This is a genomic window from Rhizobium sp. BR 249, assembly GCF_047445895.1.
GTDB lineage: Bacteria > Pseudomonadota > Alphaproteobacteria > Rhizobiales > Rhizobiaceae > Rhizobium.
On sequence record NZ_JARWKX010000017.1, the window covers coordinates 116,884 to 131,788 of the forward strand.

A 14,905-nucleotide genomic window follows, 5' to 3' on the forward strand; every position below is an offset into this window, starting at 1 on the left:
ATGGTCCAGGTTCCAATCGAACCAGTGGGAGGAAAATGTGCGCGTTTTGCCGAAGGGAACAGAGTGCGGCATCGATACCGCAGTGCACACTGTCGCAGGGTTGCGACAGATCGCGTCATGATTGCCCATGTCCGTGGAACCTTCGAGCCCACTGCTCAGTGCAGGTCGAACTTTTTCATCTTCCGGTGCAGGGTGGCACGGCTGATCCCGAGTGCTGCGGCCGCCTGCGAGACGTTGCCGCTGGTGCGCGACAGAGCTCGCAAGAGGGCTGCCTTTTCCGCTTCGACCATCTCTTCCTGCTGCGAGACGGCGGCTTCCTGAAGCGCATCGGAGGCCGGGATGCCGGCTGCAATCCGTTTGTCGTCGAGCTGCAATGCGATGCGGGCGGCGCGGGTGGCGCCCAGCACGAGGTCGTGCCGATCGACCGCAAGCAGGGCGGCGGCGGAATTGGCGCTCGTGGGGACCATCAGGAAACGGGCGCCTGCAAACGCCGAACGAAAGAGATTGAGTTCGATGCGCATCGCCGCATCGCGCACCGTCTGCGTCAGGATCGCCAGCGTCATTTCGCTGACGTCTTCGCGGCAGGTGGAGATATCGAGGGCGGCGGCAAGCTCACCGCGATGATCGCGGATCGGCGCCGTCGTGCAGCTCAGGCGGATATTCGAGCAGAAGAAATGCTGGTCGCGGAAGATGGCGACGGCGCGCTCGTCGGCGAGCGCGGTGCCGATGCCATTGGTGCCGATACTCGCCTCGGTCCAGATCGAGCCGGTCCAGAGGCCGAGATCGCGGAAGTCCTTGTCGTCGCCTGATGTGCCCCGGCGCTCCAGCGCGATGCCGTTCCTGTCGGTCAGAAGGATGCAGCAGCCGGCCTTGCCGACCGTCGTAAAGAGGCGGTCGAGCTCGTCGGTGGCGCCGGCGATCAGCCGTTCGGACTGCGCGCGTGCATGGTGGAATTCGCCGTCGGTGAGGCGTAGCGGCGCGCGTTCGTCTTCCGGAGCGAGCTGGTGCATGGTCATGCAGCGCCGCCAGGACGCGACGATCGGAGAACTCGCGGCGGCGGAATTACGCTGCGCAGAGGTGTAGACATGTTCCGCATGCGCTGACTGTTCTTGCATCTGCTCCTCCCACGGAACTTCAGCATAGTCTGATGGAAAAGCCATCGGTTGGCAATTGCACGCTTCGACGGCCGCCTCTTCCTCACCCCGGGCGATCAGGGCATGATGCTGAATAGTGTGAGCGATCTTCGCACGGCATAGCGCTCCGCTTCATTGATCTAGATCCGGTTTCAGATCATCCGCGTCTACCGCAACAGCCAGGCCTCGATGCCGCGCGCGGCCGCCCGGCCGGTCGCAAGGCAGGCGGTGAGGAGATAACCGCCGGTCGGTGCCTCCCAGTCGAGCATCTCGCCGGCGACGAAGGTACCGGGCAGGGCCTTCAGCATGAAGCCTTCGTCGATGCCGCTCCAGCGGATACCGCCGGCCGAGGAGATCGCCTCGCCGATGGGCCTTGTGTCGAGAACCGGGATCGGCAGGGCCTTGAGCATGCCGGCGAGCCGCCCGGGATCGGTTCTTTCGCGCTCGGGCACGAGTTCCCGCAGCAAGGCCGCCTTGACGCCATCGAGGCCGGCGCCTTTGCGCAGCCGGTTTGAAAAGCTCGATTTGGTGTCCTGCCGGGCAAGGTCGCGCGCCAGCCTCTCGATCGTCCGGCCTGGTGCCAGGTCAAGAGTCAGGATGGCGTTGCCATGGCTCTGCAACCGGTCGCGCAGTGCGGCGGCATGGGCATAAATCAGGCTGCCCTCGATGCCGCTTGCGGTGATGACGAATTCTCCGGGAATGCTGCCTGCCTCGGATGTGGCGGTGACGGATTTGACCGGCTCGCCGGCGAAACGCTCACTGAAATTCGCGCTCCAACCGATGACGAAGCCACAATTGGCGGGCCGGAAGGTGTCGATCTCGACGCCCCTTTCCGACAGCCAGGGCAGCCAACTCGCATCGGAGCCGAGGCGCGGCCAGCTTGCGCCGCCGAGCGCCAGCAGGGCAGCATCGCAATGGACGATGCTGCGGCCTTCCGGCGTTTCGAAAACGTAGCCCTCTTCGGCAAAACCGATCCAGCGGTGGCGGGTGCGCAGGGCAACGCCTTGGCCTTCCAGTCGCCTGAGCCAGGCGCGCAGCAGGGGAGAAGCCTTCATCACTGTCGGAAAGACCCGGCCGGAGGAGCCGATGAAGGTCTCGGTCCCGAGCCCTGCAGCCCACTCCCTGATGTCATCGGGGGTAAAAGCATCAAGCGCAGGGCGCAGACGGTCGGAGGCTGTGCCGAACCGCGTGGCGAAACTGATATAGTCCTCGGAATGGGTGATGTTGAGACCTGATTTGCCGGCCAGCAGGAACTTGCGGGCGAAGGTCGGCATGGCGTCACAGACCGTCACTAAATGACCGGAGAGCGAAAGCAGTTCGGCAGCCGCAAGGCCCGCCGGGCCACCGCCGATGATCGCAACCCGCTTCTGGTTCATGAATGTCTTCGCCCGATTCTTTCTGATGCAGTTTTGGCGCGAGGACGAGTCACCTGCAAGGGCGCAACCACGTCAGTGGTGCGAATGCGTGCACTGGCCATGATCGGCGAGAACCTCGATGACACGGCATTGGTCGACACGGCCGTGGCCGCAGCCTTCCACCATAATTTCCAGCTCGGCCTTCAGCGCCGTCAGGCTGCGGATGCGTTGCTCGACCTCGACGAGGCGGGCCTTGGCGATGGCATCGGCCGAGGCGCAGGATTGATGCGGATCGTCCTGCAAAGTGAGCAGCGTGCGGATCGCCTCGATTTCGAAACCGAGTTCGCGGGCATGGCGAATGAAGGCGAGGCGGTTGATGTCGGCGGGCTCGAAGGAGCGCTGGTTGCCTTCGCTGCGGCCTGGGGCGGCGAGCAAGCCGATGCTCTCGTAATAACGCACCGTCGGCACCTTGACGCCGCTCCGGCGAGCCGCTTCGCCGATGGTGATCTTTTTCATGATTTTCCTCTTGCACCTCTAGTCGCTAGAGGATGTAGGTGGGATGCTTCTGTTTGACAAGGAAGCGGATCATGGCTGAGACGAGCGAGACACGATACCGGGTCGGTGGCATGGATTGCGCCGCCTGCGCGACCAAGATCGATACGGCGGTCAGACGCGTGGCAGGCGTCGCCGATGTTTCCGTCTCGGTGGTGGCGGGCACGATGACTGTCCGGCATGACGGCAGCAGCGACCTCAAGGCGATCGAGAAGAAGGTGACGGGGCTTGGCTATTCCGTCTCGCCTTTTACCGGAGGGGCAGCCTCTGTGCCTGAACGCGGTTCGCATCATCATGATCACGATCACGCGGGCCACGACCACGATCATGCGAGCCATGATCACGCGGGTCATGATCACGATCATGAAGGCCATGGTCACGACCACGCCTATGGCGAAAAGGAAATCGAAGGTCTGCACGGGCACGACCACACGCCGATGACCGGTCCCTGGTGGCAGAGCAAGAAGGGCCGGCTGACCATTTTCTCGGGCGTGGCGCTCGTTGCCGCCTATGCCGTCGGTCATCTCGTGCCGGCGATTGCATCCTATGCCTTCATCGTCGCCATGCTGGTCGGTCTCGTGCCGATCGCCCGGCGTGCGGTCATGGCGGCGCTATCCGGCACACCGTTTTCGATCGAGATGCTGATGACGATCGCCGCTGTCGGCGCCGTCATCATCAATGCGGGAGAGGAAGCGGCGACCGTCGTTTTCCTGTTCCTCGTCGGCGAGCTGCTGGAGGGTGTGGCGGCGGGCAAGGCGCGCGAAAGCATCCAGTCGCTGACGGCCTTGGTGCCGAAGACCGCGCTGCTCGAAGACAATGGCCAGATGCGGGAGGTGCCGGCGGAAAGCCTTGCCGTCGGCGCGATCATCATGGTTCGCCCCGGCGACCGCATCTCTGCGGACGGTGTCATCGTTTCCGGCGAGAGCGCGGTCGACGAGGCTCCGGTGACGGGCGAAAGCACGCCGGTGCGCAAGGGCGTCGATGCAGTCGTCTATGCCGGTACGGTCAACGGCGATGCAGTGCTCAGGGTTCGCGTCACGGCGGCCGCTGCCGACAATACCATCGCCCGCGTCGTCAAGCTGGTGGAGGAGGCGCAGGAATCGAAAGCGCCGACGGAACGCTTCATCGACCGGTTCTCGGGCTATTACACGCCCGGCGTGGTGGTGGTCGCCGCGCTGGTGGCGGTCGTTTCGCCGCTGTTTTTCGGCGGCTCGTGGAACGAATGGATCTACAAAGGTCTTGCCATCCTGCTGATCGGCTGCCCCTGTGCGCTCGTCATCTCGACGCCGGCGGCGATCGCCGCTTCGCTCTCGGCGGGTGCCCGGCGCGGGCTGCTGATGAAGGGCGGCGCGGTGCTGGAGACGCTCGGCAAGGTAACGATGGTCGCCTTCGACAAGACGGGCACGCTGACGGAAGGCAAGCCTCGGGTGACCGATATCGTTTCCTTCGGATTGAGCGAGGCGCAGCTCCTGTCGCGCGCGGCGGTGCTGGAGCAGGGCTCCAGCCATCCCTTGGCGCTCGCCATCCTCAACCGCGCCAAGGCCGACGGCGTTCCCGTGCCGCCCGCCTTCGAGCTGGAAGCGGTGCCGGGCAAGGGCGTCAGCGGCAAGGTTGGCGGCGAGACGCTGGATCTCTTGTCGCCGTCGGCTGCCCGCGAGCGCGGGGCGCTGGACGGGGAACAAGAGTCGCGCATCACGGCGTTCAACGACGAGGGCAAGAGTGTGTCGGTGCTGCTCGTCAACGGCGCTGCGGCCGGCCTGATCGCCATGCGCGACGAGCCGCGCGAGGATTCCGGGGCCGGGCTCTCGGCGCTTAAATCGGCCGGTGTCAAGGCGATGATGCTGACGGGCGACAACAAGCGGACGGCGGCAGCCGTCGCCGGCATGCTCGGCATCGATTGGCGCGGCGAGATGATGCCGGAGGACAAGCAGCGGGTCGTCGGCGAATTGAAGCGCGAGGGCTTCGTCGTCGCCAAGGTCGGCGACGGCATCAACGATGCTCCGGCGCTTGCCGCCGCCGATATCGGCATCGCCATGGGCGGCGGCACCGATGTGGCGCTGGAGACGGCGGATGCCGCCGTGCTGCACGGACGCGTCGGCGACGTGGCGAGGATGATCGCGCTTTCCAAGCGGACGATGCGCAATATCCTTGAGAATATCACCATCGCGCTCGGGCTGAAGGCGGTCTTCCTGGTGACGACGATCGCCGGCATTACCGGGCTCTGGCCGGCGATCCTCGCCGACACCGGCGCCACGGTGCTGGTGACGATCAATGCGCTGAGGCTGCTGCGTGTAAAGGCGTGAATGTTTTCCCGAATGGCGGTCTGGTTTCGTTAAGCTTTCGTTATCCCTGTTTTTCACAGGAACGCAGCGATTTCAAACCTGCCGTAACGCGATGCACAAACCATCCGTTGACGTGAATTCGGATTCGCGTACTATATCTAGTGTTCGAGGTTCCCTCGATTCGTGAGGATCGAGGGCTAAGACGGGAATACGGTGCGTTGCGCCATCATGGCGCGGCAATGCCGGAGCTGCCCCCGCAACTGTAAGCGGCGAGCAACTGTCCGATTTCAGGTCACTGGAGTATGATGCTCCGGGAAGGCTGGGCAGGGTGCTTCGACCCGTGAGCCAGGAGACCTGCCTCGAACGAAACGTCCACGGGCGGGGTGTCCGGAAGGTCGCGTCTACGAAGGCGGAATAAATCCGTGTCTGTTGCGCTGCCCCGAACGTCCGCATGAGCACTTCGGGGTTTGAAGTCATGTCGAGAGCATCAAGGCCGCCGCCTGCGCAGATTCTGCGAGGGACGACGTCAGGCGTTTAAGCGCCAACTTTGCCAGATCATTATCAAGCGTTGCCCCGGACGCCGCACGGCGCCCGATCCCAGTCCCGTGTCCTGAATTCATTGACATCACGAGGAACATGATGAGCGTTACCGTTTACAGCAAGCCGGCTTGCGTCCAATGCACCGCCACCTATCGCGCCCTCGACCGCCTGGGCGTGGATTATGAAATCGTCGATATTTCCGAGGATGCCGAAGCACTCGATCGCGTGCGCGGCATGGGCTACATGCAGGTTCCGGTCGTGGTTGCCGGCAGCCAGCATTGGGCGGGTTTCCGTCCCGACATGATCAGCGCGCTCTCCTGAGCGGAGAAAAGCGATGGGGCTGATCGTCTATTATTCGAGCCGATCCGGGAACACCCATCGTTTCGTCGAGAAGCTGGGACTGCGCGCGGCGCGCATTCCCGTCGACGCTGAAGGCATCCACATTCACGAACCCTATGTGCTGATCTCGCCCACCTATTGCGGTGACGGCGGCAAAGGAGCCGTGCCCAAGCAGGTGATCCGCTTCCTCAACGATGCGGAAAACCGTTCCAACATCCGCGGCGTGATCGCCGCGGGCAACAGCAATTTCGGCGAGACCTACGGGCTTGCCGGCGACGTGATCTCGCGGAAATGCCAGGTGCCGTATCTCTACAGGTTCGAGCTTCTGGGAACGGCCTGGGATGTCGCCAATGTCAAAGACGGGATGGGACGATTTTGGACACGGGAACAAATCTGACGCGGGATGCGGGCGCAAAGCCGCTGAAAGCGGCTGAAACGCTCGATTATCATGCGCTGAACGCGATGCTGAACCTCTATGACGATGAGGGCAGGATCCAGCTCGACAAGGATCGCATGGCGGCCAAGCAGTATTTCCTGCAGCACGTGAACCAGAACACCGTGTTCTTTCACAATCTCCGGGAAAAGCTCGATTACCTCGTGACCGAAGGCTATTACGAGCAGGAGGTTTTCGACCAGTATTCCTTCAATTTCGTCCGCGACCTGTTCGACCAGGCCTATGCCAGGAAATTTCGGTTCCCGACCTTCCTCGGCGCCTTCAAATATTACACCAGCTATACGCTGAAGACCTTCGACGGGAAGCGCTATCTCGAGCGCTACGAAGACCGCATCTGCATGGTGGCGCTGGCTTTGGCGCGCGGCGACGAAGCCCTTGCCCGCGACATGGTCGACGAGATCATTTCCGGCCGTTTCCAGCCGGCAACGCCGACTTTTCTGAATGCCGGCAAGAAGCAGCGCGGCGAGCTCGTCTCCTGCTTCCTGCTGCGCGTCGAGGACAATATGGAATCGATCGGCCGCTCCATCAATTCGGCGCTGCAGCTTTCCAAGCGCGGCGGCGGCGTGGCCCTGTCGCTGACGAATATCCGCGAGGCCGGCGCGCCGATCAAGCAGATAGAGAACCAGTCCTCCGGCATCATCCCGGTGATGAAACTGCTCGAAGACAGTTTCTCTTACGCCAACCAGCTCGGCGCGCGCCAGGGCGCGGGCGCGGTCTATCTCCACGCCCATCACCCCGACATCATGCGCTTCCTCGACACCAAGCGCGAAAATGCCGACGAGAAGATCCGCATCAAGACGCTGTCGCTCGGGGTCGTCGTGCCCGACATCACCTTCGAACTCGCCAGGAACAATGAGGATATGTATCTGTTCTCGCCCTATGACGTGGAGCGGGTCTACGGCGTACCCCTCACCGAGATCTCGGTGACGGAAAAGTACCGTGAGATGGTGGCGGATGCCCGCATCTCCAAGAAGAAGATCAAGGCGCGCGAATTCTTCCAGGTGATCGCCGAAATCCAGTTCGAGAGCGGCTATCCCTACATCATGTTCGAAGACACGGTGAACCGGGCGAACCCGATTGCCGGCCGCATCTCCATGAGCAATCTCTGCTCGGAGATCCTGCAGGTGAGCGAGGCGAGCGAGTATCACGACGATCTCTCCTACAAGCATCTCGGCAAGGATATTTCCTGTAATCTCGGCTCGCTGAACATCGCAGCGGCGATGGATTCGGCCGATTTCGGCAAGACGATCGAGACCTCGATCCGGGCGCTGACGGCCGTCTCCGACATGAGCCATATCGCCTCGGTTCCTTCGATCGAGAAGGGCAATGACGAGAGCCATGCGATCGGCCTCGGCCAGATGAACCTGCACGGCTATCTTGCCCGCGAACGCATCTTCTACGGCTCCGAGGAAGGCGTCGATTTCACCAATATCTATTTCTATACGGTCACCTATCACGCCATCCGCGCCTCGAACCTGCTGGCGGCCGAGCGTGGTGCGAGCTTCAAGGGCTTCGAGAATTCGAAATATGCCTCGGGCGAATATTTCGACAAATATACGGAGCAGGAATGGAAGCCGGCGACGGAGAAGGTGCAGTCGATTTTCGACGCTGCCGGCATCCACATTCCGACGCGGGAAGACTGGCTTGCGCTGAAGAAGGCGGTGATGACCTCCGGCCTCTATAACCAGAACCTGCAGGCGGTGCCGCCGACGGGCTCGATCTCCTACATCAACCACTCCACTTCCTCGATCCATCCGATCGTTTCGAAGATCGAGATCCGCAAGGAAGGCAAGATCGGCCGCGTCTATTATCCGGCGCCGTTCATGACCAACGACAATCTCGATTATTATCAGGACGCTTACGAGATCGGGCCGGAGAAAATCATCGACACCTATGCGGCAGCCACCCAGCATGTCGACCAGGGCCTGTCGCTGACCCTGTTCTTTCGGGACACGGCAACGACGCGCGACATCAACAAGGCGCAGATCTACGCCTGGAAGAAGGGCATCAAGACGATCTACTACATCCGCCTTCGCCAGATGGCGCTGTCCGGCACCGAGGTGCAGGGATGTGTGTCTTGTACGCTTTGATTTGATTTCAGCCGCGAATCTTTGAGCGAGTGGCCCCCTCATCCGCCTGCCGGCACCGACCTGGGTGAGCCACGGGTCTCACCCGTCCTTCGGACCCCCGCTGGGGAGAAGAGACAAGCCGCGTGCACGGCGTTCCCCTCTCCCCAGCGGGGAGAGGGCAGGGTGAGGGGCTCCGCACTCCGTTAGAATTTATGGAAGAAAGACTACCCAATGAACATATCCATCAAGCCAGCCTCCCGCGTCCGCGCCATCAACTGGAACCGCATCGAGGACGATAAGGATCTCGAAGTCTGGAATCGCCTCACCGGTAATTTCTGGCTGCCGGAGAAAGTGCCGCTGTCGAACGACATTCCCTCCTGGGCGACGCTGACGGCGGCCGAGCAGCAGCTCACCATTCGCGTCTTTACCGGACTGACGCTGCTCGACACGATCCAGAACGGTGTCGGCTCCATCAGGCTGATGGAGGATGCGGCAACACCGCATGAGGAGGCGGTGCTTTCCAATGTCTCCTTCATGGAGGCGGTGCATGCACGCTCCTATTCCTCGATCTTCTCGACACTCTGCTCGACGCCCGATGTCGACGACGCCTATCGCTGGTCTGAGGAAAACGAGTTCCTGCAGCGGAAATCGGCGCTGATCATGAAGCAATATGCCTCCGGCGATCCCTTGAAGAAGAAGGTCGCGAGCGTCTTCCTCGAAAGCTTCCTGTTCTATTCCGGCTTCTACCTGCCGATGTACTGGTCGAGCCGGGCCAAGCTGACCAACACGGCCGACATGATCCGCCTCATCATCCGCGACGAGGCGGTGCACGGCTATTATATCGGCTACAAGTTCCAGCGCGGGCTGGAGCGGTTGCCCGAGGAGCGCCGGCAGGAAATCAAGGATTTCGCCTTCGATCTCCTGCTCGAACTTTACGACAACGAGGCGAGATATACCGAAGCGCTCTATGACGGCGTCGGGCTCAGCGAGGACGTCAAGAAGTTCCTGCACTACAATGCCAACAAGGCGCTGATGAACCTCGGCTATGAGGCGCTGTTTCCGGCCGAAGCCTGCAAGGTCAATCCGGCGATCCTGTCGGCGCTTTCGCCGAATGCCGACGAGAACCACGACTTCTTCTCGGGTTCCGGCTCGTCCTATGTCATCGGCAAGGCCGTGGCGACCGAGGACGAGGATTGGGATTTCTGAGGTTTAATCGATACCTCCCCTTATCATTTGCTTTCCCATCGACCACATTCAGCGGGAAGATTGAGTTCGGCACTCGCCAGTGAAGTGGCGTAGCGGGGGTTTTAGATGTCGTCTTTTTTGAACAAGGTCGGGACTTCAGTCGAGGCGGACGAAGGCGTCTGGCCGATTCGTCGGAGACGGATTCTCGACTGGCTCGTGAACGAGACGCGCGGCGAGCGTTTCATCGACAATATTCTGGTGGACATGTGTGGGAAGCTGCTGGCGGCCGGCGTGCCGGTGGCGCGGGCGACGCTGCATTTCAGGGTGAACCACCCGCAATGGGTCGGTGCCCGCATTCTTTGGAAGGAGGGACTGGCGGAGGCGAAGATCGATACATTCGCCTATGGCGTCGAAAACACGCCGGAGTTCCTGACCAGTCCGGTCAACGCGATCCATCAGGGTGTGGTGGAGGTGCGCAGGCAGCTGGAAGGCGCAGCCGACGGCGAGATGGATTCATTCTATCAGGACCTGCGCGACGACGGTTTGACCGAGTATATCGCATGGCCCGTCGAACATACCTTAGGCAAACGCCATGTCGCTACATTTTCCACCAACAGGCCGGGCGGCTTCGAGCGCGAACATGTCGATTTCCTGCGCGATCTCCTGCCAGCGCTAACGCTTGTCAGCGAAATCCGGCTGAAAAACATCATGGCGCGCACGTTGCTGCAGACCTATGTCGGGCCGCATGCGAGTGAGCAGATCCTGTCGGGTGTGACGACGCGCGGCAGCGGCGCCACTGTCGGAGCGGCAATCATGATCTGCGACCTGCGCGATTTTACGGCGATCTCCGATCTCTGGCCGCGCGACGATGTCATCCATCTGCTCAACGATTATTTCGACGCGATGTCGGATCCGATCGAACGCTACGGCGGCGAAATCCTGAAGTTCATGGGCGACGGATTGCTGGCGATCTTCCCGCTGAGCAAGGACACGGCCTGCCTCGATCTGCTGCAGGCGATCCGAGAGGGGCAGGCGTCGATGACTGAATTGAACGAGGAGCATGTGCGCATGGGGCGCGATCCGCTGCGCTACGGCGTCGGCGTGCATGTCGGCGACGTCATGTACGGCAATATCGGCTCGCGCCGGCGGCTGGATTTCACCGTCATCGGCCCGGCGGTCAATGTCGCCTCGCGGCTGGAAAGCCTGACCAAGGAGGTCAAGCGTCCGGTGCTCCTGTCGCGGGCCTTCGTCGAAATGGCGGGCTGCGCGAAAGACATGGACAGCCTCGGCACCTTCCCGCTGCGCGGGCTCGGGGAGCCTGTCGACGTCTTCGCTTTTCCGGAGCGGTAGACGGACGGGGGGTCACACCCCTCGTTTGTTTCCCCAGAGCAGCACGTGCAACTGCGGCAGCACGCGCGGCGAAAACCATCGGTCGGCCGTCACCTTTTCGACAAGCCAGTGCATGCGATCCATCACGCCATCCATGTCGATGCGCGCGTCGTCGTCTTCGGGCGGCGGCGGCGTGTGATTGCCCGGCTGGAGGTACAAGGGAATATAGGGGTAGCGCTGACCCGTCTCTCTGGCGAATGCATAGTCGGCATCGTCGAAGACGACGATTTTCAATGCGATCTCCGGTCCGCCGGCGGTGAGCCGGAGGCAGTTGTCGACCTCGCCCCAATCCGTCTGCATTCCGCTTGACGGCGGCTTGGGGCTCAGGACCAGCATGTCGAGATCGCGAAACCAGTTCCGCGCGATGCTTCCCTGCGTTTCCAGCGCGAAGCGGTATCCCTTGGAATGGCCAAGTTCGATCAGCGGTCCCAGGGGCTGGATCGCAGGATTGCCGCCGGACAGGGAAACCGTCACCGGCTTGCCTCCGGAGAGTGCCGTGACCTCTTGCCAGATCGCCTCGACCGACATGGGAATCCATTGATCCCGGAAGGCGCTGTCGACGGCGTGAAGGCTGTCGCACCAGGAGCAGCGGTAGTCGCAGCCGCCGGTCCTGACGAAAACGGTCGGCAGGCCGATCAAGGCGCCTTCGCCCTGTATGGTCGGGCCGAAGATCTCGCTGACGCGGATGGTCTCCGCGCTCATGGCCTGTACTCCGCCCAGGTCTTCGGCGTCTCGCTGACGCGAACGGAAGAGGTCTCCGGAAAGCGCTCTTTGCACCAGTCGTAAAAATGTTTGGCGAGGAATTCGGACGTCACCTTCGAGTGGCCGAAGACGTCGTTCAGATGGCGATGATCGAGAGCCTCGTCGATATAGCGCTTGAGCGGCGAGAGGTCGTGATAATCGCGAACGAAGCCGTCGTCATTCAGGTTTTCGGCCGAGAGTTCGACGACCACGATGTAGTTGTGGCCGTGGAGCCGGGCGCATTGATGATCGGCTGGCAGGTGATCCAATTGATGCGAGGCGGAGAGATGAAACTCCTTGGTGATGCGGTACATCAACGCACCTCCGTCGCGGTATATTGCGACACCGCCGCCTTCCAGAAGTCGCGGTCCTCATATTCCGTCGGGTCGGCGACATTGGCGAGATGGAAGGCTTCGCGGCGTTCGACGCAGGTTCCGCAGCGCCCGCAATGGAGATTGCCGCCCTTGTAGCAGGACCAGGTTTCCGCGAAAGGCGTGCCATGTTTTGCGCCATCGGCCACGATCGCGGCTTTGGGGACCTCGACATAGGGTGCGAGCAGTTTGACGCTGGCAAAACCGTCGAGCGCTTCGTTCTGCATGCGTTGGAAAGCATCGATGAAGCCCGGCCGGCAGTCCGGATAGATGAAGTGGTCGCCGCCATGCACGGCGACGGCAACGGCATCCGCCTTCTGCGCGGCTGCCAGCCCAAAGGCGATGGCCAGCATGATGGCATTGCGGTTCGGCACCACGGTGGCCTTCATGGTTTCCTCGGCATAATGGCCGTCCGGAACCTCGACATCGTCGGTCAGGGCCGATCCGCTGAGATGGCCGCCGATGGCGGCGATATCGATGATGTGATGGGGAACGGCAAGCCGCGCGGCGCATCTGGCGGCAAAGTCGAGTTCCTTGCGATGCCGCTGGCCGTAGTCGAAGGAGACGAGACCGATAAGCTGTTCTTCCGCCGCCATTCTGTGGGCAAGCGAAACGGAGTCGAGTCCGCCGGAGCAGACGACGATAGTCTTCATATTTTGGATTCCCTTGTTTTGACCGGGTGGGCTGCGACCGGATTACGCGCGCGCTTCTAAGCCAAATCGCGCGTCATGGAAACAGTTTTAGCGCTGACCGACCGGAAAGTTGATTTGCGGCGGCAGCAGGAGGTGTAGATTTTCTGCTTCGGGATTGTTGATACGCTGGAGCAGCATGCGGCCGAGATCTTCGCCAGCCGCCGTCAGGTCCTCGTGGATCGTATCGACCTTCGGCTGCAATTGGGTGAGAAGGCGGGATGTCTCCTTGGCGACGATATCGTAATCGGCGGCGAGCGTGCGGCCGGCATCGTTCATGCCGCTGATGACCGCGAGGGCGGAGACTTCGCCGGGACAGATGAAGCCATCGGGTGCATCCGGCGCGGCTGCGCGGACGCGCATGAAATCGCGCAGCGTATCCGCCGGCGTATCGAGATCGACCGTCTCGGGGATCTCGTAAGCGATGCCGGCTTCGCGCACCGCCGTCATGAAACCGTGCAGGATATGCTGGCAGAAGGTCAGCCGTTTCGGCGGCAGGATCACAGCCATTTTTTTGCGGCCCTTAACGATCAGCCGGCGCGTCGCCTCATAGGCGAAAGTGAAATTGTCGTAGTCGACATAGGGATGCGGCGTCGAAAATTCGGTGCGGCCGTGACAGATGAAGGGAAAGCCGGTTTCGAGCAGCAGGCGGACGCGGGCGTCGAGCGGCTCGGTGCGCGTGAAAATCAGTCCGTCGGCCAGATGGTTGCGAATGATGTATTCGGCGGCCTCGGCGTTGGTCGTCGACAGGAAGTTCGGGGCGACGACAAGATGGTAGGGTGTTTCTTTCAGCGCCTTGGCGATGCCGTACATGATCGAGGTGGTGAAGCCGACCACTTCCTCGTGGGGATCGAGCAGGATGGCGACGACATTGGTGCGGCCTGTCTTGAGACGCTGTGCGGCCCGATCCGGGAGATAGCCGATCTCGCGGGCGATGCGGTGCACGCGCTGGCGGGTCTCGAGCGAAATCTGCGGGGCATCGGAAAGCGCCCGTGACACCGTCGTCACCGCCAGGCCGGTGATGGTGGCGATCGTCCGCAATGTCGGCTTGCTGCGCTTGGGGGCGATATCGAGATTTTCGCCGCGATGCGGCCGGGACGGTTCGGTCACTCTGGGCTTTCCATGCTGGAATTGCCGATACAATAACACGATGACTCAGGTGTGCAATCTGGCCAATGAAAACGTTTTAAATTCTACTGCCTCATTATCCTTTTGGATTATATTAATATAATTCAAGGTGTTATGGCGATAACTACATTTTTCTCGGGAGTCGAGAAAGGGCTTGACGACCAAGGGCTTATAACGTTTTAAATTGTTAACCGCGCGGAGGAGCGCGGCTTCATGCCGACTGCTGCAATGGCGGGACGCATCTGGTGGCGGGGAGGGTCCTGCCGCCAATTTCAAACGGGAGGAAATTCATGCGCAAGTTCATGAGCTCGGCGGCGATTGCTGTCGTGATGGTTGCTGGTTTGGGTGCGGCGCAGGCTGCCGACGTAAAGGAAGTCCAGATGCTTCACTGGTGGACGTCAGGCGGCGAGGCGGCTGCTTTGAATGTCCTGAAGGAGGATCTGTCGAAGGAAGGCTTTGCCTGGAAGGATGTTCCGGTTGCCGGCGGCGGCGGTGATGCGGCGATGACGGCGCTGAAGGCGATGGTGGCGGCCGGCACCTATCCGACGGCCTCGCAGATGCTGGGTTATACCGTGCTCGATTATGCCCAGGCCGGTGTCATGGGTGACCTGACGGAGACGGCCAAGAAGGAAGGCTGGGACAAGTCGGTGCCGGCGGCATTGCAGAAGTTCTCSGTCT

Annotated in this window: 13 protein-coding genes, 1 pseudogene and 1 riboswitch; of the genes and pseudogenes, 7 read left to right on the plus strand and 7 right to left on the minus strand. The window is 61.7% G+C overall.

What is annotated here, in order from left to right:
• Positions 1-155: 155 nt before the first annotated feature.
• The 3 genes from QD408_RS17370 to QD408_RS17380 form a co-directional block, all read right to left on the minus strand.
• Complete coding sequence (locus tag QD408_RS17370) at positions 156-1,115, minus strand: helix-turn-helix domain-containing protein (RefSeq protein ID WP_414140148.1); 960 nt, start codon at positions 1,113-1,115, stop codon at positions 156-158.
• Positions 1,116-1,300: 185 nt separating this feature from the next.
• Positions 1,301-2,509 (minus strand): TIGR03862 family flavoprotein, encoded by a 1,209-nt coding sequence (locus QD408_RS17375; RefSeq protein WP_414140149.1) that lies wholly within the window; start codon positions 2,507-2,509, stop codon positions 1,301-1,303.
• 72 nt (positions 2,510-2,581) lie between these two features.
• Positions 2,582-3,004 carry a MerR family transcriptional regulator gene (locus tag QD408_RS17380; RefSeq protein ID WP_414140150.1) on the minus strand — a complete coding sequence of 141 codons (423 nt, stop codon included), beginning with the start codon at positions 3,002-3,004 and terminating at the stop codon, positions 2,582-2,584.
• A 71-nt stretch (positions 3,005-3,075) separates the two neighbouring features.
• Here QD408_RS17380 and QD408_RS17385 point away from each other — a divergent pair, with 71 nt between their 5' ends.
• The 6 genes from QD408_RS17385 (at position 3,076) to QD408_RS17410 (ending at position 11,259) form a co-directional block, all read left to right on the plus strand.
• Positions 3,076-5,343 carry a heavy metal translocating P-type ATPase gene (locus QD408_RS17385; protein WP_414140151.1) on the plus strand — a complete coding sequence of 756 codons (2,268 nt, stop codon included), beginning with the start codon at positions 3,076-3,078 and terminating at the stop codon, positions 5,341-5,343.
• A 130-nt stretch (positions 5,344-5,473) separates the two neighbouring features.
• Positions 5,474-5,699, plus strand: a riboswitch (cobalamin riboswitch).
• A gap of 262 nt (positions 5,700-5,961) precedes the next feature.
• Complete coding sequence (gene nrdH, locus QD408_RS17390; RefSeq protein WP_184473257.1) at positions 5,962-6,183, plus strand: glutaredoxin-like protein NrdH; 222 nt, start codon at positions 5,962-5,964, stop codon at positions 6,181-6,183.
• A 13-nt stretch (positions 6,184-6,196) separates the two neighbouring features.
• On the plus strand, positions 6,197-6,598 hold the full coding sequence (nrdI, locus tag QD408_RS17395) for a class Ib ribonucleoside-diphosphate reductase assembly flavoprotein NrdI (RefSeq protein ID WP_414140152.1): 402 nt from the start codon (positions 6,197-6,199) through the stop codon (positions 6,596-6,598).
• Positions 6,577-8,745, plus strand: coding sequence for a class 1b ribonucleoside-diphosphate reductase subunit alpha (nrdE, locus tag QD408_RS17400; RefSeq protein WP_414140153.1), 2,169 nt, complete (start codon positions 6,577-6,579; stop codon positions 8,743-8,745). Before nrdI ends, nrdE begins: the two co-directional genes overlap by 22 nt.
• A 210-nt stretch (positions 8,746-8,955) precedes the next feature.
• Positions 8,956-9,930, plus strand: a complete 975-nt coding sequence (gene nrdF / locus QD408_RS17405) for a class 1b ribonucleoside-diphosphate reductase subunit beta (RefSeq protein ID WP_088683925.1) — start codon at positions 8,956-8,958, stop codon at positions 9,928-9,930.
• Between the two features lie 105 nt (positions 9,931-10,035).
• Positions 10,036-11,259, plus strand: a complete 1,224-nt coding sequence (locus QD408_RS17410; protein WP_088683924.1) for an adenylate/guanylate cyclase domain-containing protein — start codon at positions 10,036-10,038, stop codon at positions 11,257-11,259.
• A gap of 12 nt (positions 11,260-11,271) precedes the next feature.
• Here the strand turns inward: QD408_RS17410 and queE are convergent, their stop codons facing one another.
• From queE to QD408_RS17430, 4 genes are all read right to left on the minus strand, one after another.
• Complete coding sequence (gene queE / locus QD408_RS17415) at positions 11,272-12,000, minus strand: 7-carboxy-7-deazaguanine synthase QueE (protein WP_414140154.1); 729 nt, start codon at positions 11,998-12,000, stop codon at positions 11,272-11,274.
• On the minus strand, positions 11,997-12,353 hold the full coding sequence (gene queD / locus QD408_RS17420; RefSeq protein WP_414140155.1) for a 6-carboxytetrahydropterin synthase QueD: 357 nt from the start codon (positions 12,351-12,353) through the stop codon (positions 11,997-11,999). The genes queE and queD overlap by 4 nt, the downstream gene beginning before the upstream one ends.
• Complete coding sequence (gene queC / locus QD408_RS17425) at positions 12,353-13,063, minus strand: 7-cyano-7-deazaguanine synthase QueC (RefSeq protein ID WP_414140156.1); 711 nt, start codon at positions 13,061-13,063, stop codon at positions 12,353-12,355. Before queC ends, queD begins: the two co-directional genes overlap by 1 nt.
• A gap of 87 nt (positions 13,064-13,150) precedes the next feature.
• Positions 13,151-14,209 (minus strand): LacI family transcriptional regulator, encoded by a 1,059-nt coding sequence (locus tag QD408_RS17430; protein WP_414140157.1) that lies wholly within the window; start codon positions 14,207-14,209, stop codon positions 13,151-13,153.
• A 308-nt stretch (positions 14,210-14,517) separates the two neighbouring features.
• Here QD408_RS17430 and QD408_RS17435 point away from each other — a divergent pair.
• A pseudogene (locus QD408_RS17435) lies at positions 14,518-14,905 on the plus strand (sugar ABC transporter substrate-binding protein); the annotation flags it as partial.